Origin of the sequence: Leisingera sp. M523 (genome assembly GCF_025141335.1) — a bacterium.
In the GTDB taxonomy this organism is placed as follows: Bacteria; Pseudomonadota; Alphaproteobacteria; order Rhodobacterales; family Rhodobacteraceae; genus Leisingera.
In genome coordinates, this window is the sequence record NZ_CP081036.1 from 1162438 (window position 1) to 1186020 (window position 23583).

At 61.5% G+C, this 23583-nt stretch carries 22 protein-coding genes and 3 pseudogenes; 15 read left to right on the forward strand and 10 right to left on the reverse strand.

Features of this window, described 5'->3' with window-relative positions; genetic code table 11:
• Positions 1-425: 425 nt before the first annotated feature.
• Both K3557_RS05665 and parE read right to left on the reverse strand, forming a co-directional pair.
• Entirely contained in the window at positions 426-1154 is a 729-nt protein-coding gene (locus K3557_RS05665) for an abortive infection family protein (RefSeq protein ID WP_259998290.1), read from the reverse strand.
• Positions 1155-1210: 56 nt separating this feature from the next.
• Entirely contained in the window at positions 1211-3169 is a 1959-nt protein-coding gene (gene parE / locus K3557_RS05670; protein ID WP_259998291.1) for a DNA topoisomerase IV subunit B, read from the reverse strand.
• 235 nt (positions 3170-3404) lie between these two features.
• On the opposite strand from parE, the gene K3557_RS05675 reads away from it, so the two are divergent.
• Positions 3405-4820: a pyridoxal-dependent decarboxylase gene (locus K3557_RS05675; RefSeq protein ID WP_259998292.1), complete on the forward strand. Its 1416-nt coding sequence runs from the start codon at positions 3405-3407 to the stop codon at positions 4818-4820.
• Between the two features lie 156 nt (positions 4821-4976).
• Positions 4977-5924, forward strand: a complete 948-nt coding sequence (locus tag K3557_RS05680; protein WP_259998293.1) for a transposase — start codon at positions 4977-4979, stop codon at positions 5922-5924.
• Positions 5925-5952: 28 nt separating this feature from the next.
• On the opposite strand, the pseudogene K3557_RS05685 reads toward K3557_RS05680, so the two are convergent.
• Positions 5953-7008: pseudogene (locus K3557_RS05685) on the reverse strand (IS5 family transposase).
• 69 nt (positions 7009-7077) lie between these two features.
• Between K3557_RS05685 and K3557_RS05690 the strand changes: the two are divergent.
• From K3557_RS05690 to K3557_RS05715, 5 genes and pseudogenes are all read left to right on the forward strand, one after another.
• A pseudogene (locus K3557_RS05690) lies at positions 7078-7209 on the forward strand (IS110 family transposase); the annotation flags it as partial.
• Between the two features lie 367 nt (positions 7210-7576).
• Positions 7577-8149 (forward strand): annotated as a pseudogene (locus K3557_RS05695) (transposase); the annotation flags it as partial.
• A gap of 232 nt (positions 8150-8381) precedes the next feature.
• Entirely contained in the window at positions 8382-8618 is a 237-nt protein-coding gene (locus K3557_RS05705) for a hypothetical protein (protein ID WP_259998294.1), read from the forward strand.
• Positions 8619-8729: 111 nt separating this feature from the next.
• The gene (locus K3557_RS05710) at positions 8730-9365 is read left to right on the forward strand and encodes a DUF1007 family protein (protein ID WP_259998295.1); all 636 of its coding nucleotides are present in this window, start codon (positions 8730-8732) and stop codon (positions 9363-9365) included.
• A 1-nt stretch (position 9366) separates the two neighbouring features.
• Positions 9367-10281, forward strand: a complete 915-nt coding sequence (locus tag K3557_RS05715; protein WP_259998296.1) for a nickel/cobalt transporter — start codon at positions 9367-9369, stop codon at positions 10279-10281.
• 4 nt (positions 10282-10285) lie between these two features.
• Here the strand turns inward: K3557_RS05715 and K3557_RS05720 are convergent, their stop codons facing one another.
• Positions 10286-10936, reverse strand: a complete 651-nt coding sequence (locus tag K3557_RS05720; RefSeq protein ID WP_259998297.1) for a TIGR02453 family protein — start codon at positions 10934-10936, stop codon at positions 10286-10288.
• Positions 10937-11058: 122 nt separating this feature from the next.
• Between K3557_RS05720 and K3557_RS05725 the strand changes: the two genes are divergently transcribed.
• The 3 genes from K3557_RS05725 (at position 11059) to K3557_RS05735 (ending at position 14097) form a co-directional block, all read left to right on the forward strand.
• Positions 11059-12441, forward strand: a complete 1383-nt coding sequence (locus tag K3557_RS05725; protein WP_259991359.1) for an MATE family efflux transporter — start codon at positions 11059-11061, stop codon at positions 12439-12441.
• An 82-nt stretch (positions 12442-12523) separates the two neighbouring features.
• The gene (locus tag K3557_RS05730) at positions 12524-12970 is read left to right on the forward strand and encodes a nucleoside deaminase (protein WP_259998298.1); all 447 of its coding nucleotides are present in this window, start codon (positions 12524-12526) and stop codon (positions 12968-12970) included.
• A gap of 143 nt (positions 12971-13113) precedes the next feature.
• On the forward strand, positions 13114-14097 hold the full coding sequence (locus tag K3557_RS05735; protein ID WP_259998299.1) for an NAD(P)H-binding protein: 984 nt from the start codon (positions 13114-13116) through the stop codon (positions 14095-14097).
• Positions 14098-14223: 126 nt separating this feature from the next.
• Here the strand turns inward: K3557_RS05735 and K3557_RS05740 are convergent, their stop codons facing one another.
• Positions 14224-15087, reverse strand: coding sequence for a delta-class carbonic anhydrase (locus K3557_RS05740; protein WP_259998300.1), 864 nt, complete (start codon positions 15085-15087; stop codon positions 14224-14226).
• Positions 15088-15435: 348 nt separating this feature from the next.
• On the opposite strand from K3557_RS05740, the gene K3557_RS05745 reads away from it, so the two are divergent.
• The gene (locus K3557_RS05745) at positions 15436-16086 is read left to right on the forward strand and encodes a hypothetical protein (RefSeq protein ID WP_259998301.1); all 651 of its coding nucleotides are present in this window, start codon (positions 15436-15438) and stop codon (positions 16084-16086) included.
• 20 nt (positions 16087-16106) lie between these two features.
• On the opposite strand, the gene K3557_RS05750 is transcribed toward K3557_RS05745, so the two are convergent.
• Both K3557_RS05750 and K3557_RS05755 read right to left on the reverse strand, forming a co-directional pair.
• On the reverse strand, positions 16107-16520 hold the full coding sequence (locus K3557_RS05750; RefSeq protein ID WP_259991369.1) for a hypothetical protein: 414 nt from the start codon (positions 16518-16520) through the stop codon (positions 16107-16109).
• A gap of 14 nt (positions 16521-16534) precedes the next feature.
• Positions 16535-17737, reverse strand: coding sequence for a pyridoxal phosphate-dependent aminotransferase (locus K3557_RS05755; RefSeq protein WP_259998302.1), 1203 nt, complete (start codon positions 17735-17737; stop codon positions 16535-16537).
• A 97-nt stretch (positions 17738-17834) separates the two neighbouring features.
• Here K3557_RS05755 and K3557_RS05760 point away from each other — a divergent pair, with 97 nt between their 5' ends.
• From K3557_RS05760 to K3557_RS05770, 3 genes are all read left to right on the forward strand, one after another.
• Positions 17835-18251 (forward strand): helix-turn-helix domain-containing protein, encoded by a 417-nt coding sequence (locus K3557_RS05760; RefSeq protein WP_259991374.1) that lies wholly within the window; start codon positions 17835-17837, stop codon positions 18249-18251.
• A gap of 7 nt (positions 18252-18258) precedes the next feature.
• Positions 18259-18516, forward strand: a complete 258-nt coding sequence (locus tag K3557_RS05765; RefSeq protein WP_259992587.1) for a succinate dehydrogenase assembly factor 2 — start codon at positions 18259-18261, stop codon at positions 18514-18516.
• A 76-nt stretch (positions 18517-18592) separates the two neighbouring features.
• Positions 18593-19090, forward strand: coding sequence for a MarR family winged helix-turn-helix transcriptional regulator (locus tag K3557_RS05770; protein WP_259991375.1), 498 nt, complete (start codon positions 18593-18595; stop codon positions 19088-19090).
• A gap of 289 nt (positions 19091-19379) precedes the next feature.
• Here the strand turns inward: K3557_RS05770 and K3557_RS05775 are convergent, their stop codons facing one another.
• From K3557_RS05775 to K3557_RS05785, 3 genes are all read right to left on the reverse strand, one after another.
• Positions 19380-19808 (reverse strand): VOC family protein, encoded by a 429-nt coding sequence (locus tag K3557_RS05775; protein ID WP_259998303.1) that lies wholly within the window; start codon positions 19806-19808, stop codon positions 19380-19382.
• 77 nt (positions 19809-19885) lie between these two features.
• Complete coding sequence (locus tag K3557_RS05780; protein ID WP_259998304.1) at positions 19886-21007, reverse strand: surface lipoprotein assembly modifier; 1122 nt, start codon at positions 21005-21007, stop codon at positions 19886-19888.
• 315 nt (positions 21008-21322) lie between these two features.
• Entirely contained in the window at positions 21323-22243 is a 921-nt protein-coding gene (locus K3557_RS05785) for a thymidylate synthase (protein WP_259998305.1), read from the reverse strand.
• Between the two features lie 415 nt (positions 22244-22658).
• Here K3557_RS05785 and K3557_RS05790 point away from each other — a divergent pair, with 415 nt between their 5' ends.
• The gene (locus K3557_RS05790; protein WP_259991383.1) at positions 22659-23555 is read left to right on the forward strand and encodes a thymidylate synthase; all 897 of its coding nucleotides are present in this window, start codon (positions 22659-22661) and stop codon (positions 23553-23555) included.
• Positions 23556-23583: the final 28 nt, after the last annotated feature.

Below are 23583 nucleotides of genomic sequence, written 5' to 3' on the forward strand. Positions count from 1 at the left end.
GCCTGCCTGCCTCCCGGCAGGCGCAGACCTATTGCTGGATGCCTCCCCTCTCGGCGGCAAAGCCGGCTGCCGGGCAGGGGGCGGGAGAATTTGCACAAAGGTGAATGGTGGGGCGGTGTGCCCCTTTGCATGTGGGGCGTCAGCCGTACGGCCCGTGTCCGACTTTACATCCGGGAGTTCGAGCCGGTCCGCGCAGCGGCAAACGCTCCGGGGGAGCGTTTGAGGTTCGGACGGGCGGAGCCCTTCGCACCCAACAGTGTAAATCAAAGTACGGCGCTGGCAGGATTGCTCTTGGGACGTGAGGCGTCAGCCGCACGGCCCGCGCCTGACCTTCCCATCAAGCCGGAGGCGTGCTTTCAGCATGACGAAGGCGCATTCGCGCCCTCCCAAGGTCAGGCGCGGGCCTTGTGTTGTGGGACTATAGTTTATCCCCCGAAATCATCGTCGATGCCCTTAATAAATCTGAGTACTGCACCGACAGCGTCAAAAATGAAACGAGCTTCTCTCGGATCTAGTAACGTGTTGTCGTGAGCGAGTGAGCGGTCATTCCGGATCGCGTTGAACTTCTCAAAAACCGCTATTGAATAACGGATGAAGACTAGTGACATTGGAGAAATGACACCCTCTGCCTCCAGCGCTTTCTTGTATTTTCCAACAAGACTATTGAGTGGCTCATCTTTTTCAGAAGCTATTTGACGCACTTCGAGTAGATGTCGAAATCTCTTCACACAGAAGAGATGTAGGCGGTCGATTGCTGCCTCTGGTGCGTCGTCACGTATGTCCCTTTCAATAGATTGAAGTAGGGCATGAAGAGTGTCTGAGTCGTCAAAATTCTCGAACGCCTTCAAGTCGATAGCGGGGTTGGCGCCCTCCAGTTGACCTACAATGCTAAAATAAGCTTTGCGCAGCTTGTCTTCTTGACTTGGCTCGGCTGCATTGCCGTACAAGGGAAGAGTGTTTCGCACGTCCCACAGGTTCTTGAGAACTAAAGCCGCTTTTGGCCCCTCGAGCGTTGCAAGGATCGTACGCAATCTGTTTGCCTTGCTATTGCCATTGGCTGCATATTGATACGAGTAGAATTCGATACCGAATTCATCCTCAAAGTGTTCCTCAATCGTTCTGTTGCTGAAATCCAGGACATAGCCGCCTTCCATGTCCAATGCCTTGTCAACAGTCCTCTTTTCGGATCTTTTTAAGTCATTAAATCTACTCAAACATCCAGCTCCTCCACGAACTTCGCGTTCTCCTGAATATACTGGTAGCGCAGCTCGGGTTTCTTGCCCATCAGCTGTTCGACCAGCTCGCCGGTCTCGCCGGGTTCGTCCTCGTCGATGGTGACGCGGATCAGCTTGCGGGTCGTGGGGTCCATGGTGGTTTCTTTCAGATCTTTGGCGTCCATTTCGCCAAGACCCTTGAAGCGGGAGACGTCGATCTTGCCTTTGCCGCCGAGGCCCTTTTCCAGCCATTTGTCGCGCTCGGCCTCGTCGAGGCAGTAGACGCGGCGCGCACCCTGGGTCAGGCGGAACAGCGGCGGGCAGGCGAGATACAGGTGACCGCCGTCAATCAGGGGCCGCATCTGGGTGAAGAAGAAGGTCATCAGCAGCGATGCGATATGGGCGCCGTCGACGTCCGCATCGGTCATGATGATGATCTTGTCATAGCGCAGATCGTCGAGGTTGAATTTGGTGCCGGTGCCGACACCCAACGCCTCGCAGAGGTCGCGGATTTCGGCGTTGGTGCCGATCTTGTTGGAGGCCGCCCCCAGCACGTTCAGGATCTTACCCTTGAGCGGCAGCAGCGCCTGATTGACCCGGTTGCGGGCACCCTTGCCGGAGCCGCCGGCCGAGTCGCCCTCGACGATGAACAATTCGGTGCCGGCGCGGTCTTTCGAGGTGCAGTCAGTCAGCTTGCCGGGCAGGCGCAGTTTCTTGGTGGCCGATTTGCGCTGGGTCTCTTTCTCCTGCTTGCGGCGCAGGCGTTCCTCGGCGCGCAGCACCAGGAAATCGAGAATGGCGCCGGCCGATTTGGTGTCGGCGGCGAGCCAGTTGTCGAAATGGTCGCGGACCGAGTTTTCCACCATTTTCGAGGCGGACTCGGTCGACAGCCGGTCCTTGGTCTGGCCCACGAAAGCCGGGTCGGCGATGAAACAGGAGATCAGCGCGCAGCCGCCGGCCATCAGGTCGTCGCGGGTGATGTTGCCCGCCTTCTTGTTGCCAACCAGCTCGCCGTAGGCCTTGATGCCTTTGAGGATCGCAGCCCAGAAGCCCGCCACATGCGTGCCGCCTTCGGGCGTGGGGACGGTGTTACAGTAGGACTGGGTGAAACCGTCGCGGGACGGCGTCCAGTTGATCGCCCATTCGACATAGCCCGGCGCGTTGAATTTCTCGCGGAACTCGACCTTGCCGGCAAAGGGCGCGTCTGCATAGACCGAGGATTTGCCCAGGACTTCGCTCAGGTAGTCGCGCAACCCGCCGGGGAAGTGGAAGGTGGCCTCGGCCGGGGTTTCACCGTCGTCGATATGGGTTTTCCAGCGGATTTCGACGCCGGAGAACAGATAAGCCTTGGAACGCACCAGGGTCATCAGGCGCTTGGGCTTGAACCGGTGAGAGCCAAAGATCTGCTCATCCGCGTGGAAGGTCACGAAAGTGCCGCGCTTGTTGGGGGCGGCGCCGATTTTTTCCACCGGACCCAGCGGCAGACCGCGGGAGAAGCGCTGCTCAAACAGTTCCTTGTTCTTGGCCACCTGGACCACCAGCGAATCCGACAGCGCGTTCACCACCGAGGAGCCGACGCCGTGCAGGCCGCCGGAGGTCTGATAGGCCTTGCCGGAGAATTTGCCGCCTGCGTGCAGGGTGCAGAGGATCACCTCAAGCGCGGATTTATCCGGGAACTTGGGGTGCGGGTCGGTCGGAATGCCGCGGCCGTTGTCGGTGATGGTGACGGAATAATCCGCGTTCAGGGTGACTTCGATGCGGTTGGCATGGCCCGCGACGGCCTCGTCCATCGAGTTGTCGAGGATCTCGGCCACCATGTGGTGCAGCGCGCGCTCATCGGTGCCGCCGATATACATGCCGGGGCGCTGGCGGACCGGTTCGAGGCCTTCCAGCACCTCGATTGAGGAGGCGTCATAGGTGTCGGCTGCAGGCGTGCTGAGGAGGTCGTCGGCCATGTGCGGAAACTGCTCTTCCTTGGTGTTGATTGGGAGGCATTATGGCAGGTGTCGGGGCCGGGTGGAAGAGGGGCGCATGGGGCTGTGGATAAGGCGGCCGGGGCGGGCGGAGAGCGGTTGTTTTCACTGCGCCGAAGGTAAGTTCCGGTTATCCGCTTGCGTCGATATTTCCCGTGCAGGGAAACAGCCTGCGAGTTAAACCTTGGCCAACGAATGGCATGAGGAGGGCCGCCAAGTGGCTGACAAGGGGATCAAGACGCAGGACTGGGCGGCGTTCCGGGCGGAGGCGCAGCGGATGCTGGAGGCGGCGCTGGACCAGATGGAAGAGGCTGCGGAGCGCCCTTGGCAACCGGTGCCCGAGGATATTGATGCGCGCTATGCGGTGACGGCACAGGCGCGGGGGCCGCAGGAGGCGGTGGACCGGATCATCCGCGACGTGTTGCCCTATCATGGCGGCAATACCCATCCGCGGTTCTGGGGATGGGTGCAGGGATCAGGACTGGCAACGGATCTGATCAGCTCAATGGCGGCGGCGGCGGTCAATGCCAATATGGGCGGGCGCGATCACGGTGCGAACTATATGGAGCGCGCCGTGGTGGACTGGACCCGCCAGAAGATGGGGATGCCGGACAGCGCCAGCGGGCTGCTGGTGACCGGCACCTCGCAGGCGACGGTGATTGCCTTTCAGGCGGCCCGGCTGCGGGTACTGAAGGATTTGCGCAAATCCGGCCAGGGTGAGGCGCGGTTGACGGCCTATGCGGGCGAGGGTGTTCATAATGCGACGCTGAAGGCGGTGGAGCTTTTGGGCATCGGCTCGGACAATCTGCGCAAAGTGCCCTTGGCTGGTGGACAGATCGACTGCGCGGCATTGGCGGCGATGGTGGCGCAAGACAAGGCTGCCGGGGCGGTGCCGTTCCTGGTGGTGGGCACGGCCGGATCGGTGGATCTGGGGCTGTATGATGATCTGAATGCGCTGGCCGATGCGGCGGCGGATCTGGGGCTGTGGCTGCATGTGGACGGGGCTTTCGGCGCCTGGACGCGGATTGCGCACGCGCCTTGGCGGTCGTTGTCCGACGGGATCGGACGGGCCGACAGCATTGCGCTGGATTTCCATAAGTGGATGTATGTGGGTTATGATTGCGGCATGGCGCTGCTGCGCAACGAAGATGAGCACCGGGCGGCGTTTTCGGCGCGGCCATCCTATCTGGAGGGGGCCGAGCGCGGGCTGGCGGGCGGTGAGCCGTGGTTCTGCGACTACGGCATTGATCTGAGCCGCGGCAATAGGGCGTTAAAGGTCTGGACCGCGTTGGAGACCTATGGCGAGGCGGCGTTTTCGGAAGCCATTACAGGGAACTGCGAGCTGGCGGCACATATGGCGGCGCAAATTGAGGCGCAACCCGATATGGCACTGGGGGCGCCGGTGGTGTCGAATGTCTGCGTGTTCACCGCGCGCAGCGATCTGGAACCTGAGGCGCAATCCGAGGTCAACGCGCGGGTTGCCCAGACCCTGCAGGAAAGCGGCGAGGCGGTGTTTTCCACCACCCGTTCGCAAGGCCGGGTGATGCTGCGCGCGGCAATCACCAACCACCGCAGCCGCGAGGCGGATGTGCGGGCGGCAATCGCGGCAGTGGCGCGGGAGGCTGCCGGTTAACTCGGCGGATCGGGGGGGGCTATCGGCGGGCTCTTGCGGTTTTGGGTTGCAAGAAGGGGCGCTGCCCTCTTGGCCTTCCGGCCTCACCCCAGGGTTATGCGTAAGACATTGCCTCTATTTTCTCTTCTGAAAAGATGAAGCCGGTCGGTTTCCCGGATGGCAATTCGGGAAGCTGGTGGCGGGCAGGCCAACCCGAGGAAGACCTGCTCAACGGTCGCAAAGAACCTTGCCGCCCGTCACATCTGTCCGGCCATCCGAACGGCAGAAGGGCCTTCGCGGCCGAGCCTAATCAAGGATAACGACATCAGCAGTAACTTCAGCAAGGCAGACCGCACCAACATCATTGCATTCGAAGTCTCGAAGGCCAGTCTGACGGTGCATAGGTTGCCCGATGATCGGCAGGTGACAAGTCCCAACAGCGTCACGGCCATCAAACGGTTTCTCAAGACAAAGAGGAAAGGCGGCATCCCATTTGTCGTTTGCGAGGCATCTGGAGGCTATGAACGGCACGTTCTTCAGTCCTGTGTCGATCTGGAGCTGCCTGTCCATCGCGCACATGGCACACGGACACGGAACTTTGCGAAGTATCCCGGATTGTCAGCCAAGACAGACCAGGTGGACGCAAGAATGCTCGCACTCTTTGCCGCAAAATCAGAGGATCTGCGCCTTTGGCAGCCGCCTGGCACGGAAACAGCCGAGCTACGTGGGCTACGGCGGCGTCGCGATGGCCTTGCCCAGATGATCCGCAAGGAACAGAACCGGCTAATCAGGGCCGTTGAGCGCTCCTTGAAACGCCATATCCGCGCCCTGACCAAAGATATGAACGAGCTGGATGAACAAACCGGCAAGCTGATATCATCGACACCCGGGTTTCGGAGCAAGTCGGACTTGCTGAAATCCGTGGTCGGTGTTGGCCCCAAAACGGCTGCGGCGTGCTTAGCATATGTGCCTGAGCTTGGCTCACTGACCAAGGGTAAAGCAGCCGCCATCGTTGGACTTGCGCCGCACGCCCAAGATTCAGGGACGTTGAAAGGCCACCGCCGCATTTCCGGGGGCAGGCACGAAGTCAGATCCACGCGGCATTGTTGCAGAACTCGCTCTTGAGGCCTGGCTCCCCCTTTCCCCTCCGAACTTAGGCGACGCGGATAATCTCAGCGGTGCCGAGTGCGTTGAAGCGGTTGATGAGTGCGATGCGGATATGGATCTCGGCGGTTTGGCGGTCGGGGTCTCTTGCGGCAATGCGCTCGCCGAATGCCTTTAAGCAGCGCATCTTTGCCTCGATCCGGCTTCGGACGTGGTATCCTGTCCAGCGCTTCCAGAAGGCTCGACCGTAGTGTCGGGTGGCTCGCAGAGTTTCGTCTCTGACCTGCGCAGCCGGACAATCTTCTTTCCACAACCGGCCATTCTTGCGGATCGGGATGATCGGGGCCGCGTCGCGTTCGAGGATCGCGGCATGGCAGCGTCGCGTGTCATAGGCACCATCGGCGATCACGGTGCCGATGTCTTCGTCCTCGGGGAACTGACCCAACAAGTCCGGTAAGACCGGGCTGTCCACTGCCCGGCAGTGGTTTGCGCAGCATAACCACGAGAGGGGCCGTCGCGGCTGGGGGTGAATTCGACGGCACGGATGTCAGACGTGGCAGCGTCCATCGCAAGAGGAACCTTGCGCCCCTCTCATTGATTGCTCTGCAATCAACTGCCGGGCAGCCATTGGCGCCGCCCCTGAACGCCGTGCTTGCGGGCCTGCCACTCACCATCGCCAAGGAACTTGATCCCGGTGCTGTCCACAAGCAGGTTCAGCGGCCCATCGGCGCGGCGATATGGGATCTGGACGGCCAGCGTTCTATGGGCTTACGCGGCCCCACTGGGGCCACGGTCCCATCTCACTCTGTCGGCGGCACAGCGTAGAGAAATCCGGAACGGGCCAGTCCAGACCCGCCAGGTGCAAAAGGCTGGTGACCATCCCGACGGTCTGCCGGAGAGGCAGCTTGAACAGAACCTTGATCGACAGGCAGAACTGGATTGCCGCATCCGAGAAAACCGCAGGGCGACCGGGGCTGCCATCATGCGGCGCGAGCCAGGTCATCTCTTCGTCCAACCAGATCAGAAGCGACCCGTGCTTTCTGAGCGCATCGTTGTAGCTGGACCAATTCGTCGTACGGTAGCGGGCAGGTGCGGGCTTGCTCATCTGCCCCGTCTAACCGCATGGATTCGTGATGTGAATCCTTAGAACTCAGAGCTCTGCAACAACGCCCTCAGGATGTGCCAGCGCTATCGGCATCTGATTGCGGCCGGAAAAGCCAAAGTGGTGGTCATCACGGCGATCGCGCGCGAGATGGTCGGCTTCATCTGGGCGATCGCCCGCACCGTCTCACCCGCCAAAGCCTGAGGAGACCACGAGCAACAACGCCTCGACCCTTTCCGGTGCGCAGGGTTGGGGACGGAACGCGGTGGGGAACCCTTGTGCCCTGTTATGGGCCGACACTGTAGATGCCCGATCCTTAGAGCAAGGCAGCCCCAGGACGAAACCACGGTCATGCGGTAACCAACCCGCGCATGAGAGCTTACTCAACCGTCGTCTCAGTTCCGTCTCCTACCCTGCGCATCCACATCACGCTCTGACCGGCCCCGCCGGAAGAAGCTGCTATGAAACAAGGGGTTGACAACGATCATGAGAACAGGCTGCTGAAGAAGTCGGGGCTCGACGCGGCCTGAGGAACATGTTTCACCCTCAGCACAACTTGGCGGGGGTGATGATGCGCGGGACGGATGAAGCGAGCGGATCGCTTTTCAGTCATGTCGATCTGGAAGAGCACATCCCCGCGCGGCACCCGCTCCGCAAGATCAGGCAGGTCGTGAGTGACGCGCTGGCCAGCCTGGATGCCGAATTCGAGGCGCTTTACACTGGTTTCGGCCGCCCCTCGATCCCACCGGAACGGCTGATCTGTCACCGTCAGGGCATTGCGTAGCAATGTCCCGAGAGGCGGGCCAGCCTGCTGCAAATCCTGTTTTCGGTCCGCTCCGAGCGGCAACTGATGGAACAGATACAGTATAATCTGCTGTTCCGCTGGTTTGGCGGCCTCGGGATCGATGACCCTGTTTGGGTTCCCACGGTGTTTACCAAAAACCGTGACCGGCTGCTGACAGCCGATATGTCGCGCAAGGTGATGGCGGCGATCCTGGCTCATCACGAGGTCGCGCCACTCCTGTCGGGCGACCACTTCTCGGTCGATGGCACGCTCATAAAGGCCTAGGCGTCGATGAAGAGTTTCCAGCCGAAGGCGGCGGGCGCGCCGCCCGGTAATGATGGCCCGGATGACCCGCCTTCGACATGCATTACCCCCACCGAAGGGCGGTTTGCCATAAACAACCCAGTCGATCTTGCGCAGCGGGGCCGACCATTCAGCGAAGGCGGGTGCGTCTGCCAATCCCACAAGATCTCCGAAGAGTCTCAAGTGCCCGGCACCGTGCAGCGCCATCAGCCCGTCCAGAAACATGGACAGGGGCAACGGCGGTAGAGCCCGGCAACCTGTGAATTCGTGTGACAGATATTGCTGCAGCATGCCTGAACGGCTGGTTTTCACGGCGCGCAGCGGAGCCGAAAATGATGCAGCCGCAGCGATTTTGCTGCTGCGAGCGCGCGCAGCGAAAAAATCTAATGTACAGTTGGGGCTCTCAGCCAGCTTTCACCGTGTTTTACTCAACAGCTGCTTTGCTGAATCCGCAAGGGCATTGAGCGTTCCGATATTTGGTGTCTCCACGCTCAATGCCCTTGCCATCGTTGCGCCAGGATGTTGACCAAAGGTCCACGGTAGACATTTCCGGCCAGAAAGAAGCGGGCGGGCAGAAGCCTGCTGGTGAGGTGCGCGGCTGTTGCGGGGGGGCGGATTGGGGCGTAAAGCTGTGGCCATGAAACGTTTTGTTCCTTTGCTTTCGTTTGCGCTGCTGGTGCCGCAGGGCGCCGGATCGCATCCGCATATTTTTGTCGATACCGCGCTGAAGGTGATTGTTTCGGATACCGGGCAGTTGCAGGCAGTGGAGATCACCTGGGCCTATGACGAGTTCTATTCACTGCTTATTTTTGAGGACCGGGGGCTGGACGGCGATTATGACGGTGCGCTGACAGCCGCGGAACTGGCCGGGCTGCAGGGGTTCGACTTGGCGTGGACCGAGGGGTTTCAGGGCGACACCTATTTGACCCGGGATGGGGCTGCGCTGGCGCTCGGAGCGCCGGAGCATCTGTCCACCGAGGTCGCCGGGGGGCGCATCAGCACCCGCCACCGGCGCGTTCTGGCGCAGCCGCAGGCCGCGGACGGGGTGATGATCAAGGCCTATGATCCAACTTATTACACGGCCTATACCCTGACCGGCGGGCTGGAGGTTTCGGGGGGCTGCCAAGGTCATGTCACCCCGCCGGATCTGGACGCGGCCTATACCAAAGTTGAAGAGCTGCTCTATGCGATGCCCGCGGATCAGGCAGAGGCGGCGTATCCTAAGGTAGGGGCAGCTTTTGCCGATACCGTGCAGTTGAGCTGCGGGGCGTAAGGTGCGGGCTTTTCTGGCAGTTTCAGTGCTGGCTGTTGCGGTTTCCGCCGCCTGGCTGTGGGGCTTCGGCGGTGCAGGCGTTGTTGCCGCCTGGGCGGGCGAAGGCCAGCGCGAGGCGCAGAATGCGATGGCGCGGGGGCTGCGGGCCTTGCGGGCCGGTGAACCCGGAGCGCTGACGGCGTTGCTTGGTTTGTGTTTTGCCTACGGGTTCTTTCATGCCGCCGGGCCGGGGCATGGCAAGTTGGTGATCGGCGGCTATGGCATGGGCAAGCCGGTGCCGCTGGCGCGGCTGGCCGGGCTGGCGGTGGCGTCTTCGCTGGCGCAGGCGGCCACTGCGGTGCTGCTGGTGGCGGGCGGGCTGCTGCTGCTGGACTGGGGGCGGGAGCAGCTGACCCTTGCGGCCGAGGATGTGCTGGCGCCGCTGTCTTACGGGCTGATTGCGCTGGTGGGGCTGTGGCTGCTGCTGCGCGGGGCGCGGCGGCTGTTGGCCAGCCGGGGTGGCGGGCCGGAAGGGCATCACCCGCATCACCACCATCATGAACAGGGAGACGCTTGTGCCGCCTGCGGGCACCGGCACGGGCCCACGGCGGAGGAGGCGGCCGGTGTCGCCTCGCTGCGCGACGCGTTGGCAATCATCGGCGCGGTGGCGCTGCGGCCCTGCACGGGGGCAGTGTTCTTGCTGCTTCTGACCTGGCGCATGGGGGTGCTGTGGGCCGGGATTGCCGGGGCCTTTGCCTTGGGGCTTGGCACTGCAACAGTGACTGTGGCGGTGGCGGCGGCGGCGGTCACCCTGCGCAAGGGCGCGCTGGCGCAGCTGCAAGGGACGGGCGCGCTGCGGGCAGCGGCAGTGCTGGAAATCGCCGCAGGCGCAGTGGTGGCGGTGCTGGCGGTCCAGATCATGCTGCGTGCATTGTAAAGGATCACGCGGTCAGGGCGCTGTCTAGCAGGGCAAACATCGGCTCCTGGGTGAGATAAGCTGACATCAGCGCCTGCATCGGGGCGGCTTGTTCCTGCGCAGTCATCCCGTGCCAGAAGGTCAGGGATTTGCGCTGCAGCAGGTGCCCGTGCGGGTGGGCTTTGCCATAGGGCGCGGGCACGCGTTTCAGTTCCGGGTCTTTGACGGCGAAGCCCTTGAGCGCCAGGATGTCCGTCAGCGCTGCGATCTCGTCGCCATAGGCGCCGTCGATGGCCGCCCGCCAGCGCGGCAGCTGCGGCTTGCCGAAACCCATGATGCCGCCGCCTGCGGTGCAATAATCCGGGGCCAGCCCGAAAAACAGCGCACAGCCGCTGCTGTTCAGCGTCCACATCAGGTGCAGATGGGTGCTATAGGGCGTCTTGTCCTTGGAAAACCGCGCGTCGCGCTGCGGGCGGAATAACTTGCCCGTGACTTCGTCGCCGCTGCGCCGGGTGATGGCTTGGGAAACTTCGTCCAGCAGCCGCAGCGCAGGGGACTTCAGTTGGGCTTCATACCTATCCTTATGCGCGGTGAACCAGTCCCGGCTGTTGTTCTGCGCAAGCGCTGCCAGAAAGGCGCGGGCATCGGGGATCAGCTGGGTAAAGGCGTTGGTCATCGGGAATGGCTCCTGAGCGGCAGGCGGGAAATCCTTCTGTGCAGGATATCACCATAGGCCTGTGCAGGGGCAAGGAAACTCCGCTCTTGCCGGGAATGACCGTCCCGCCTAAGGCTGGCTGTATGAGCACATTCGCACCCAAACACACCGAGATGTCCCTGCGCGGCCATACCAGGGCGATAGCCATCCTGGGGTTGCCGCTGATCGGCGGCCATGTGGCGCAGTTTGCAATCGGCCTGACCGATACCGTGATGCTGGGCTGGTACGGGGTAGAGGCGCTGGCGGCGGTGACGCTTGGGGCGACCTATTTCTTCTCCATCTTCCTTTTGGGGTCCGGTTTTGCCTTTGCGGTGATGCCGATGGTGGCCGCCGCGGCCGGTGCCGGGGAAGAGCGGCAGATCCGGCGCAGCACCCGGATGGGGCTGTGGCTGTCGCTGCTCTATGGTGCGCTGGCGATGCCCTTGCTGTGGTGGTCGGAGCCTATACTGCTGATGCTGGGGCAGAAGGCGGATATTGCCCATGCGGCGGCTGAATACCTGCGGATTGCAGGCTGGGCGATCTTTCCGGCGCTTTTGTACATGGTGGCCAAGTCGTATCTGGCGGCGCTGGAGCGGACCCAGATCGTGCTGTGGCTGTCGGTGTTCGGGGCGGTGCTGAACGCGCTGGTGAACTATGCGCTGATCTTTGGCAACTGGGGCGCGCCGGAGCTGGGCATCACCGGGGCGGCGATTGCGTCGCTGGTGACCAACGGGGTGTCTTTTGTGCTGGTGCTGGCCTATGCGCTGAAGGTGCTGCCGGAGCATGAGCTGCTGAAGAATTTCCAGCGCCCCGACTGGGAGATGCTGGGGCAGGTGTTGCGGATGGGAACGCCGATCGGGCTGACCACCCTGGCCGAAACCAGCCTGTTTGCGGCCTCAGCCATGATGATGGGGTGGCTGGGCACGGTGCCGCTGGCTGCGCACGGGATTGCGATCTCGCTGGCGGGGCTGACGTTCATGGTGCATCTGGGATTGTCCAATGCGGCCACGATCCGCGCTGGCAATGCCTTTGGCCGGGGTGACCGGGACCACATGGCGCGCGGCGGCAAGGTTGTGACAGTGATGTCGCTGGTGGTGTCCGTGATTGGGATCACTCTGTTTCTGACCCTTCCGGATCCGCTGATGTCGCTGTTTCTTGATCCGGCGGATCCGCAGAAGACGGAGATCCTGCTGATCGGTGCCGGGCTTTTGGCGGCGGCGGCACTGTTTCAGCTTATGGATGGGATGCAGGCCATTGCGCTGGGGCTGCTGCGCGGAGTGCAGGACACCGGTGTGCCGATGGTGATTGCGGTGCTCAGCTATTGGGCCGTCGGGATTCCTGCGTCTTATGTCTTTGGTTTTATGCTGGAATGGGGCGGCGTTGGTGTCTGGGTGGGGCTGATTGCAGGGCTTACAGCCGCCGGCGTCTTCCTGATGGCCCGGTTCTGGCGGCAGTCGATCAAGCTGGTGGGCGCTGCGGCCGTCTGAGCGGCGCGGGGTTGACCCTTTGCGGGCATCTGGGCAGGCTTCGGGAACAGCTTTGGATCCATTCAGAAAGAGGCCGTTCCTGATGATGACCGACGACGACACACGCCTGCTGCGCATTGCCTTTGAGGAAGCCAAGGCGGGATTTGACGAGGGCGGCTGCCCGATTGGTTCGGTACTGGCGCGTGGCGGTCAGGTGGTGGCGCAGGGGCGCAATCAGCGGGTGCAGAAGGGCGATCCGATTGCCCACGGCGAGATGGACGCGCTGCGCAAGGCGGGGCGGCAAAGATCCTATCGCGATACGGTGCTTTATACCTCTTTGTCGCCCTGCATGATGTGCAGCGGTACCATTGTCCAGTTCGGCGTCCCGCGGGTGGTGATCGGTGATGCGCAGAATTTTGGCGGCAACGAGGAGTTCTTGCGCTCGCGCGGTGTGGAGGTGGTGATTGCCGAGGACCCGGACTGCATCGCGCTGATGGAGCGGTTCATCCGGGAAAGGCCGGAGCTGTGGGCGGAAGACATCGCCGAGTGACAGCGGCCTGAGGTCTGGCGAAACCATGGCATTTTGCGTCGGGTTTCGGAGGCTTGGCGCCAGGCTGTTGCGGTAGGGTCTGCGCAGATTTGCAATATTTGCGCGCGCCGTTTGGACGGTGCGCGGCACCAGGAGGATCCCCCATGTCCAAACCCGTTGTTCTGATCACCTCGGCCACCGGCCGCATTGGCCGCGAGCTGGTGGCGCGTCTTGCCTCCGCAGGCGGTTTCACCGTGCGTGCCTGCTATTTCAGCGAGGCCAAGGCCGAGCAGTTGACCGCGCTGGGCGCTGATGAGGTTGTGAAGTTCGACCTGTCGGAACCGGCCACCTGGGACGCCGCGCTGGATGGTGTTTCGGCGGTCTATTCCGCCTCGCTGGACCCGATGCTGGAGGGGCATCTGAACTTTGCTAAGGCGCTGGGCGGCCGCAAGGATCAGATCAAACACGTGGTGCGGGTCAGCTGCATGGGCGCCGATACCAACACCGCCGATTATGACGCGGATACCCATGCCTCGCGCGCAGGGGCCGGTATTCCGCTGATGCTGCAGCATTACTGGTGGGGCGAAAAAGCGCTGATTGATGCCGGTCTGAACGTGACCGCGCTGCGCAACAACTTTTTCATGAACCACCTGCTGAAGACCGATTGCGACACCATCGGCGCCGAGGGCTGGTTCTCCAACCCGCTGGGGGATATGCGCAATTCCTTTGTCGCCACCCGCGACATCGCCGAGGTAGCGGCGGTGGTGCTGGCGGAAGGCCCAGCGCGGCATGGCAACAAATTCTATGACATCACCGGCCCGGCGCCGCAGTCGATGGCGGAAATCGCCGCTGATCTGGGCCGCGCGATGGGCAAGGAAATCGCGTACCGCGCCCAGTCGATGGAGCAGTTCGAGGCCGATTTCGGCAGCACCCGCGCCGAGTTCTTTGAGTATCTGACCAACGGTTTCTACACCCGCTGCAGCCCGGATTTCTATAACATCACCGGGCACAAGCCGACCTCTTATTATGACTATCTGACCACCAAGGGCGCCTGCGGTGAAACGGGTCTTGAAGAGCTATGGCAGGGCAACTTGTGGAAGAAAGGCGTCGATGCAATGAAAGACGCCGCCGCCGCCACGGCGTCCTGAGCTGCAGAGGGCAGTTTGCCGGTCTGAAAGAAAAAAAGGGCTTCGCACGGGCAGCGCGAAGCCCTTGGCTTGTCCTGCGTGGGGGGATTCGGCGGACAAGCAATCAGCGCCTTAGCGCGACCGTTTCTAGTGGCTGATGTCCGACAGCAAATCCGGGTTCATCACCAGATTGCGAACACCGTGGGCGTGATCCTCCATAAAGACATTGTCTTCGAGCCATTTGCCGACGGAATGAATGTTCACCTTGGCGACCTTGGGGCGCACGCTCCAGGAGACCTGGAAGGGGGAGCCGTCCTCGTTATAGCCGGGGCCGGTGGTGGAGCCGGCATATTGCACCGGGGTGCCGGTATCGCTGGGAATATTGCTGGCCTGATGCAGCCCGTTTGCCTTGCCAACCCAGGCCAGCGCGTTGAAGTCGAGCGCATTTTCGTCGTTCACCAGCACAAAAACCTGTGCTTCGACCCGCAGCTGCGGGTTCTTGATCGCGTCGCTGAGACAGGACCCAAGGGTCGGGCCGGGCTGCACCTGGGCGGTGGAGTGGACGTAATGCACCTCGATGGTGTCGCCGGGCTGCAGATCGCCGTGTTCGGTTGCGCCGATGGGATGGTCGAGCGGTGCCAGTTCTGCGGCGGTCAGCGTGCCGTCGTATTTGTAGCCGGTGCCATAGCCGTGGCCGTCGCCATTGCCGGCGAAAGTCGTGAAGTCACCGCCGCGGTGTTCGGCGTTCTCGTGAAAGTGGATGTTGCACAGGTTCATCTCCGCATAGTCCGGCGCCGCCTGGAAACTGCGCGTGTTGCTGCCGGCAGCGGCGTCTATGTCGCGCGGCGCCTGGGGGCCGAAACCGGCGCCCTTGGTCTTGGCCGCAAGAGCTGCGCGCTGTTCGGCAATCACACTGTCCGCAACAGCGCCTGCGCCGACAGCATAAGCTGCGGTCCCGGCAAGCAGGGTGGAAACAGTGGCAGCGGCCAGAGACAGAATGGGTTTTTGCATAGGGATTCCTGTTGTAGCTGAGAACAAAAGCGGGACGTACCGGTGCACCGCGGGTTCTGCGGGTGCGGGGCTGCTCAGGCGGCAGCAGTCCAGACGTGATATCTGGATTGTGTTAATGGAAAATTAATCAGCCGATAGTTGCGCTACCCGCCCCTGTATCCGCTTGGGCAGTGTGGTATGCTGGGCGGGAACACTGCCACCGACGGCAAGGAGGCCCCTGTTATGGCAAGCTCCGTTACCTGTCCTGTTTCTCCGACGTCTTTTGGGGGCGCTTTGTTGGCCTGCCTGGTATTGATCGCCCTGGCTGCGGGCGGCGCGGCAGAGACTGAGCGGCCCCGGAGCGGGCTGATGTGGAACAAAACCGGACTGCCGGCTGTGTTTCCGCTGCAGGTAAAAAGCCCGCCGGGGGCGGATTATTATCTGGTGCTAAGCAGCGAAGACAGCGGCGAGGAAGCGCTGGCGGCCTATTTCAAAGGCGGTGCGTTCTTCAAGGTGCTGGTGCCGCCGGGCCGCTATGCACTGCATTTTGCCAGCGGATCAGGCTGGCAGGGCGAGGGGCGGCTTTTCGGCCCCGAAACGCGGGTCTTCAAGCTGCCGGAGGTGCTGGAATTTGCCATCCGCGGCGCAGGGATCAAGGGCGGGCACAAGATAACCCTGACGCGGAGCGGCGCCTATTTGGAGGCCGCGGTCAAGGAGCAGTATATCTGCCAGGTTGCCAGTCTGGACGGGCCGACGCCGGTGCCCCGCCCGCTGCAGGACAGCCGGCACCTGTTCCGCCTGGGTGGTGACCGCCATGAAAGATGGAGTCTGCATCTGCAGTGGCGGCTGGGGTTGCGCGCGCCTGAGGCCGGAACGGCAGAACAGTTGTGGCAGCGCAGAAGGTTTGTGCTGGGCAGCCCTCTGTTGCCCAGGCGCCAGGCAGGCCTGCAAGACCCGGCCCCCGGGCGGGCGGAGACCCGGTTCCGGTCTTTTTCGGTGCGGTCGCTGTTCTGCGGCTGAAGCATCCGGCGGGAGGGAGGTCAGTCCCCGCTTCGGTCCTTCATCAGCCGGTCGGCCTTTTTGCGCACCAGCACGCCGCGCAGGTCGTGCATGGCCAGCAGCAAAGCGTCGGTGACGTCCTCCAGCTGCGCATCCGTGGCCCGGCTGTTGGCCCAATGGGCGGTAAGGTTCAGGTGATCGATGGCGCGGTGGATATCGTCGGTGTCGCGGGCGGCGATGGTGGCGGCGCGGCTTTCCATCCAGGATTTGATCTCGGCGATGTCCTGTTCGGACAATGCGCGCTGGCCGTGCGGTTTGATCTCGCCGTTGCGGATATTCACAACGGCGATCTGATCCATTTCGATCCGCCGCTGGCGGTTCTCGGTATCCACGCGAAAGACAAAAGCGCCGTTTTCGCGGACGCGGAAGTAATAGTCCGGCAGATCGGCGCTCATGTCTTGTTCTCCCGTTACGTCAGCGCGGCGCAGAACGCCTGGATGCGGCTGCAGGCCGTCTCCAGCGCTGCGTCGGATGTAGCGTAGCTGACGCGGAAATTCGGCGACAGCCCGAAGGCGGCACCGAACACCACGGCAACATCGGCCTCCTCCAGCAGCGCGATGGCGAAATCCTCGTCTGTTTCGATCACCTTGCCTGCGGGCGTGGTCTTGCCCATCAGCCCGGCGATGGAGGGATAGACGTAAAAGGCGCCTTCGGGCACCGGGCAGGAGATGCCGTCGATTTCGTTCAGCATGCGGACCACCAGGTTGCGGCGCCGGATGAAAGTCGCGTTGTTGGGCGCGAGGAAGTCCTGTGTGCCATTGAGTGCCTCCACCGCGGCCCATTGGCTGACCGAGCAGGGGTTGGAGGTGGATTGCGATTGCACCTTGCGCATGGCGGCGATCAGTTGCTCTGGACCGGCCGCATAGCCGATGCGCCAGCCGGTCATCGCATAGGCCTTGGAGACGCCGTTGCAGGTGAGGGTGCGGCCGTACAGCGCGGGTTCGACCTGTGCGGGCGTGCAGAATTCGAACCCGTCATAGGCCAGGTGCTCATACATGTCGTCGGTCATTACCCAGACATGCGGGTGGCGCAGCAGCACATCTGTCAGCGCCTTCAACTCGTCCCGGCTGTAGCCCGCACCGGTGGGGTTCGACGGCGAATTGAAGATGAACCACTTGGTTTTCGGGGTGATCGCAACCTCCAGCTGATCGGCGGTCAGCTTGAAATTGGTCTGGATCGAAGTTTCGGCAATCACCGGCGTGCCGCCGGCCAGCAGCACCATGTCCGGGTAGCTGACCCAATAGGGGGCAGGGATCACCACCTCGTCGCCCGCATTCAGGGTCGCCATCAGCGCATTGTACAGCGTCTGTTTGCCCCCCGTTCCGACCGACACTTGCGCGGGCGTGTAGTCCAGCCCGTGGTCGCGCTTCATCTTGGCGCAGACCGCCTGCTTCAGCTCGGGGATACCGTCGGGGGCGGTGTACTTGGTCTTGCCCGCGGCAATGGCGGCGACCGCTGCGTCCTTGATATTCTGCGGCGTGTCAAAGTCCGGCTCGCCGGCGCTGAGGCCGATGACGTCGCGTCCCGCGGTCCGCAGCTCGGCGGCTTTTGCGGTCATCGCGATGGTCGGTGACGGTTTGACGCGGGATAAGGTCTCGGACAGGAAAGACATGGGCTATGGCCTTGGTTTGTATGTTTCGCATAACTGTCATAGGGTGCGGCTAGATGGCGATCAAGCCGCGTCGAAACTGGATTTAGGAGAACTGGCAATGACGGAGCAGAACACAGACTGGTACGGTCCGGATGCAGCAACTTTCGGCGACCGCGTGGCGGCCGCACGGGAAGCTGCCGGGATGACCCAGGGCCAGCTGGCGCGCCGGCTTGGCATCAAGAAATCCACTCTCAGCGCTTGGGAGCGGGATCTGGCAGAACCGCGTGCCAACAAGCTGACCATGCTGGCGGGTGTGTTGAACGTCTCCATGTCGTGGCTGCTGACCGGCGAAGGCGAAGGCATGTCGGAACCGGCGCCGCTGGAGCTGGACGCTGGTGACTTCGCAAGTGTTCTGAGCGAATTGCGCGATCTGCGCAGCGAGATGCGCCAGAATGCAGATCGTGCGGCGCGTTTGGAGAAAAAACTGCGGACCCTGCTGCAAGTCAATGACAGCCAGGCAACTGAAGCTGCCTGAGATCGGGATGCAGGAAGACCGTGCCACCCGTCTGAAGCGGCTGCAGATGCGTTCGATGCGCCGGGGTATCAAGGAAATGGATATCCTGCTGTCGGCCTTTGCAGCCGCGAATCTTGAGCAGATGGACGAGGCGCAGCTGGATCTTTATGATCAGCTGCTGCTTGAGAATGATCAGGATCTGTATCAATGGGTCACCGGTCAGGCGGCACCGCAAGAGCGGTTCCGCGCCCTGGTTGCCGATATATCGCAAACGTACCAAAAATAATAAAATACCGGCTTAACTGATTTTTGGGGAATTGTTGGCATCTTGTCTCAAGAGCAAATTCGAGTCGGAGATGCGAATGAGTATGGAAATGCCAATCGGCCAGACGGACCGCAAAGGGTTCATGACTGGCTACCTGGAGGCGCTGGGTCTGCTTGAGCGCCTTCATCGTCTGCTGCTGGACGTCATCAAAGATGAGTTCGAACGCGTCGGCGTGCTGGAGATCAACGCGGTGCAGGCGCTGCTGCTGTTCAACATCGGCGACAATGAAGTGACCGCCGGGGAATTGAAGACCCGCGGCTACTATCAGGGCAGCAATGTCAGCTATAATCTGAAGAAGCTGGTCGAGATGGGCTATATGCACCATCAGCGCTGCGAGATCGACCGCCGGTCGGTGCGCGTCCGCCTGACCCAGCGGGGCCGGGAAATCCGCGATATCGTCTCAGCGCTGTTCTCGCGCCATGCGGAAGGCCTGGAGAACAAGGATGTGATCTCCTCCCAAGGGATCGACGATATCTCCACCGCGCTGAAGCGGATGGAGCGGTATTGGTCTGACCAGATCCGTTATATTTACTAAGCCGCCGGTTGGGGTGTGAAATCCCAGCGGGCAACGGGCCGCAAAAGCCGGGATAACACCGGCGGGCCGCAGACAGGGCATGAGGGGAAACCGTGCTCTGGACGTATAGAGGGGCAAAGCGCCAGGATCCGCATGAAGGTCCATGGCAGATGGCTGCAGAAGCGGCCGCCCTTGTTACCGGGTTTGAGGGTTGCAGGAAATCAATAAGCGGCTGCAGAGGCCGCATGGAACGGGCAGCACCAAACCGGTGCTGCGCCGGGTTTTCTGCGTTGCGGAACGGGGTGTTACCCTACCACTTGCCGGTGTTTTCCATGTCGGCCCAGGGTTCTGCTGGTGCCAGCGGCTCACCGTTTTGCAGAAGTTCGATTGACACATTGTCGGGGGAGCGGACAAAGGCCATATGCCCGTCGCGGGGCGGGCGGTTGATGGTGACGCCATTGTCCATCAGATGCTGGCAGGCCGCATAGATATCATCGACACCATAGGCGAGATGGCCGAAATGGCGGCTGTCATCAGGCAGCGCATCATCGCCGTCCCAGTTCCAGGTCAGTTCCAGCGGTGTCTCTTCCTGGCCCGGCGGGGCCATGAAGACCAGGGTGAACCTGCCCTGCTCATTCTCCCAGCGGCGCGTTTCGCGCAGACCCAGAAGCGTGTAAAAGGCCATCGATTTTTCCAGATCCTTCACCCGGACCATGGTGTGCAGATATGTAAGGGGCATGGCGGATTTTCCTGTCTATGTTTGAAGGGATTTTACCGGGGCGGTGCACAAAGGCCAGCGAAAGCGCCAAGGCGCTCTCAGAATTTTGTTTCAATGCCCAGGGAGACAGAGAATTCCGAGCTTTCAAAGCGGCTATGGTTTGAGAATTTCTTTCCGGCACGCAATCGCAGCATCGGCGCAAAACCGGCATAGTCATAGTCTTCAAAGAATAGGTTCAAATCGGCGTAAGCGGAATGGTCCTGCCGTCCGCCAGGAATAGGAACCCAGTCTGTTCCATTGTTGAAGATGTAGATGGGGTAGTCGGCGGCCCCTAGGATCAGCCCGGTGCTGACCTTGACCGGTCCTACTTTTTGACCAAAGGTATAGCCGACCCTGAGTGTTGCGGATTTCGTGGTGGAGCTGTCGCTTTCCGCTTGGGTGTCGCGCAGGCCAAGTGTGACGTTCAGGTTATCACCATTGGCCAGTTTCCGGGAGAGCGAGGCGCCTAAGCCAAACACATCGGCGTCCAAAGAAGCATACCGAGGATTCAGGCGGTGTTCGGCGCTTCCATCAAGAGTGAAACGCATCTGAGGTGATAGCGCCCAACTGCGTGCAGCGGTCACCTTTGCCAGATCATAGTTCCGTTCCCCGCCATACCAGGAAGTTGCACTGGTCACGGAAATCCGGGCGCTGCCTCCCTTATTCTTGGGGCCAGCGGCAAAAGCATGGCTTAAGGTGATTTCGCCATAAGTGGAGCCGAATTCGGAGTTTCGCGGCACCGTTGTACCAGTTTGCCCGGCCAATTCAGCGGCCTTTGCCTTGGCATTGGACGACAGAGCCACACGCTGAATATAAAGACGGCCGCTTAAGGACGTCAGGCTTGTTTCGTTTTGCCTCAAGCGGCGGCTGATGCCTGCGTCCAGCGTGCCGGTAACACCTGATAACGCAACGGCTCTTGGCCCAAGCCTGTTGAGATGGGAGGAGAGCCCGTCAATCTCCTGCGTGGCTGCATCCGAACCGCCGTTGACATTATTTGATGGCTTTACCCCGCCGCTTAGCCGGAAGGACCACGGATTTATGCGCCGGAGGGTCTTGTAATCCGTGGCGATCAGGGTCTCGGCCTTGTCATCGGGGGCGTACACGGCAGTGCGGCGCAGCCAGTATTGCGACAGAGTCGGGCTGCCGCTCTGAAAAGCCAGGCGGGAAGCAAGCTGCGCCATCTGGTACTTTGCAGCGCCGTCCGGTGCAAAGCGGAAGGCGCGTGCGGCGGACTTCCGGCCTTCGCCGGGTTGGCCGTTTTTGGCATGGGCTGCTGCCTGCAGGTGCCAGGCGGCATGGTTTTTGCGGTCGGCCTGCAGCAGGGCGCTGGCGATCCGCAAGGCCAGCCGGGGGTTGCCGGAGTTCAGCGCATGCGCACCTAACGCGTGCCCTTGCTGGACCGACAGATGCATCTGCGGCGCTGGTGCTTCTTGCGCATGGGGCTGGGCCGTTGCCAGGGCCAGCCCAAAGAGAGCCGCGGTGGCCTTGCGCATGGTTTAAGGGTCAGGCTGGTTGCAGACCGGGTCGGGACTGGCACCATCGCAAGAGCCGAGTACAAAGACCCCGTACTCCTCGATTGGGGGAGTATTCCCCGAAAAGGCTTCAATATGGCTTGTCGCGTGGACCGAGCCTGCCACCGCTGCGGCATCCGCACCCGAAAAGACGCCGCCGTATTCGCCCACACTTGTGCCTCCAGCATTGACAGCGCCTGTAAACGAGCCGTCTGACGTTATCGCCGTGTTCATGAGGGTCAGATCCTCGACGGCTGTTGCAGGCAGGTCAGTGATCCGACGGTTGTAGATCCGGCCTTTGACTTCACTGTCTTGTGTGAAGTCGGCATTGATGAAGACATCACCGGTAACTTCTGCGGATTGGCCGGGGAGAATTGAAGGGTCGGTGCCGGGAGCCGGGGTGAGCAAGTCGCCGCCGTCGCCGTCGATGTTCAACAGGCCCACGTAGGTGCCGGCATAGCTGACGATACCGCCGGCCCCCGTGTCCGTGTCTGGAGCGGTAAAGCTGCCGGTGCGCCCGTAGGTCGTGCCGCCCTGGTAAGTGCCGAACTGCCCGCCTGTCACAACGACAGCAGCGTAACCGCCTTCGGTTTGACGCACATAGGCAGTCGAGTGCTCAGTCAGTGCGTTGTCCTGAACGGCATAGGCCTCGTAGCCATTGCGGTCCAAAGCAGGCTTACGGACATAAGTCGCGGTAAAGGGCGTTTCATCCAGGCCGACACCAGTAACAGTCAATGTTTGGTTGCCTGGATCATAATCGACGCTCTCGAGGTCATTTGCCAGAGCTTCGGGGATGGTGGTGGCCGGATCATCTGTGGGGTCACCCGTCGTCGTGATGAACGGATTGCCCCCGCCGCATGCGGACAGCACGGACGCTGCCGCGAGCCCTAGCCAATAGCGCCTCATCTGTCTCTACCTCAATTTGTTTTATCGTTTTGCGCCACCTTCGGTCCAGGCTGGCCTGTTGTCAATTGAGCCGTTGGCATTTGGACGCAACCGTGGCGGATACGCTACCTGCATGTAGCTCCAATTCAAGCCAGGCTGCGCATATGTTGTATGAAAGGAACGGCGCGGAGGTGTTTTTGATCTTGGCGCTTGATGGCGCAGCCGATATGCCGGGGTGTGAATTCCGGGTGCAACTCGAGGAAAGCAGCCATGCATCTGTATCTGGGCCGGCGCCGCGGCTTTCTGTTTCACAAAGCGTTGTGGAACGTTCTTGGGACAGAAGAATGAGCTATCGCCTGGCACGTGTTATTCATTATGATTGAAAAGGGCTGCCACGCAGGTTTCTGTTGATGGCAAAAAATGTGGAGACAGAGGCATGCGGCACCCGGAATACCAGTACCTGGACCTGATCGAACGAGTCCTTGAATACGGGGACGAGCGGGTTGACAGAACAGGGGTCGGCACCCGCTCGCTGTTCGGCGCCATGGTCCGCTTTGATCTGTCGGATGGCACTGCGCCTATTCTGACGACCAAGCGTGTCTATTGGAAAACCGCAATCAAGGAAATGCTTTGGTTTCTGACCGGGGGCACCAATATTCAGCCGCTGCTGCGAGAAAATGTCCGGATCTGGACAGACTGGCCGCTGGCGGCCTATCGGCGCGAAACAGGCGAAGACATCACGCAACAGGACTTTGAGCGCAGGATTACCGAGGACGACGGCTTTGCCGCCCGATGGGGTGAGCTTGGTCCTGTATACGGGAAACAGTGGCGGCGCTGGATGGGATCTGATGGCCGTGAACATGACCAGATCGGGACGCTGATCCGCTCGCTGCGCGAAACCCCTGCGAGCCGGCGTCTGCTGTTCCACGGCTGGAACGTTGCAGAACTGGGAGAGATGGCGCTGCCGCCCTGCCATATGGTCTATCAGTATCACGTGACCTCTGACGGGCGCCTGAATTGCCTTCTGTTCCAGAGATCGGTCGATTTGCTGCTGGGGGCGGCCTTCAACTATGTGGGGGCTTCCGCGCTGCAGCTGATGCTGGCGCAGCAAGCGGGGCTTCGCCCCGGTGAATTGGTTTGGGTCGGCGGGGATGTGCACCTTTATCGCAATCATTTCGATCAAGCGCGCGAGCAGCTGGCACGTGAGCCCCGTCCTTTGCCGAAAATTTCGCTGACGAAACGTGCTGAGAGTATCGACGACTACCGGATTGAGGACTTTGAAGTCGAAGGTTACGACCCTCATCCTCACATCAAGGCCGACGTCGCGGTGTAAGGTTGAACCTGCTGAAGGGGCTGGTTCC

Bases quoted from the DNA above. Each gene is read 5' to 3' on its own strand.
- K3557_RS05780 (WP_259998304.1), bottom strand. From the start codon at position 21,007: ATGGCGCAGCTTGCTTCCCGCCTGGCTTTTCAGAGCGGCAGCCCGACT.
- K3557_RS05745 (WP_259998301.1), top strand. From the start codon at position 15,436: ATGTGGAACAAAACCGGACTGCCGGCTGTGTTTCCGCTGCAGGTAAAA.
- K3557_RS05730 (WP_259998298.1), top strand. From the start codon at position 12,524: ATGATGACCGACGACGACACACGCCTGCTGCGCATTGCCTTTGAGGAA.
- K3557_RS05775 (WP_259998303.1), bottom strand. From the start codon at position 19,808: ATGCCCCTTACATATCTGCACACCATGGTCCGGGTGAAGGATCTGGAA.
- K3557_RS05765 (WP_259992587.1), top strand. From the start codon at position 18,259: ATGCAGGAAGACCGTGCCACCCGTCTGAAGCGGCTGCAGATGCGTTCG.
- K3557_RS05750 (WP_259991369.1), bottom strand. From the start codon at position 16,520: ATGAGCGCCGATCTGCCGGACTATTACTTCCGCGTCCGCGAAAACGGC.
- parE (WP_259998291.1), bottom strand. From the start codon at position 3,169: ATGGCCGACGACCTCCTCAGCACGCCTGCAGCCGACACCTATGACGCC.
- K3557_RS05720 (WP_259998297.1), bottom strand. From the start codon at position 10,936: ATGACCAACGCCTTTACCCAGCTGATCCCCGATGCCCGCGCCTTTCTG.
- K3557_RS05790 (WP_259991383.1), top strand. From the start codon at position 22,659: ATGCGGCACCCGGAATACCAGTACCTGGACCTGATCGAACGAGTCCTT.
- K3557_RS05680 (WP_259998293.1), top strand. From the start codon at position 4,977: ATGGCAATTCGGGAAGCTGGTGGCGGGCAGGCCAACCCGAGGAAGACC.
- K3557_RS05740 (WP_259998300.1), bottom strand. From the start codon at position 15,087: ATGCAAAAACCCATTCTGTCTCTGGCCGCTGCCACTGTTTCCACCCTG.
- K3557_RS05785 (WP_259998305.1), bottom strand. From the start codon at position 22,243: ATGAGGCGCTATTGGCTAGGGCTCGCGGCAGCGTCCGTGCTGTCCGCA.
- K3557_RS05755 (WP_259998302.1), bottom strand. From the start codon at position 17,737: ATGTCTTTCCTGTCCGAGACCTTATCCCGCGTCAAACCGTCACCGACC.
- K3557_RS05710 (WP_259998295.1), top strand. From the start codon at position 8,730: ATGAAACGTTTTGTTCCTTTGCTTTCGTTTGCGCTGCTGGTGCCGCAG.
- K3557_RS05725 (WP_259991359.1), top strand. From the start codon at position 11,059: ATGAGCACATTCGCACCCAAACACACCGAGATGTCCCTGCGCGGCCAT.
- K3557_RS05735 (WP_259998299.1), top strand. From the start codon at position 13,114: ATGTCCAAACCCGTTGTTCTGATCACCTCGGCCACCGGCCGCATTGGC.
- K3557_RS05705 (WP_259998294.1), top strand. From the start codon at position 8,382: ATGCCTGAACGGCTGGTTTTCACGGCGCGCAGCGGAGCCGAAAATGAT.
- K3557_RS05665 (WP_259998290.1), bottom strand. From the start codon at position 1,154: ATGGAAGGCGGCTATGTCCTGGATTTCAGCAACAGAACGATTGAGGAA.
- K3557_RS05760 (WP_259991374.1), top strand. From the start codon at position 17,835: ATGACGGAGCAGAACACAGACTGGTACGGTCCGGATGCAGCAACTTTC.
- K3557_RS05770 (WP_259991375.1), top strand. From the start codon at position 18,593: ATGAGTATGGAAATGCCAATCGGCCAGACGGACCGCAAAGGGTTCATG.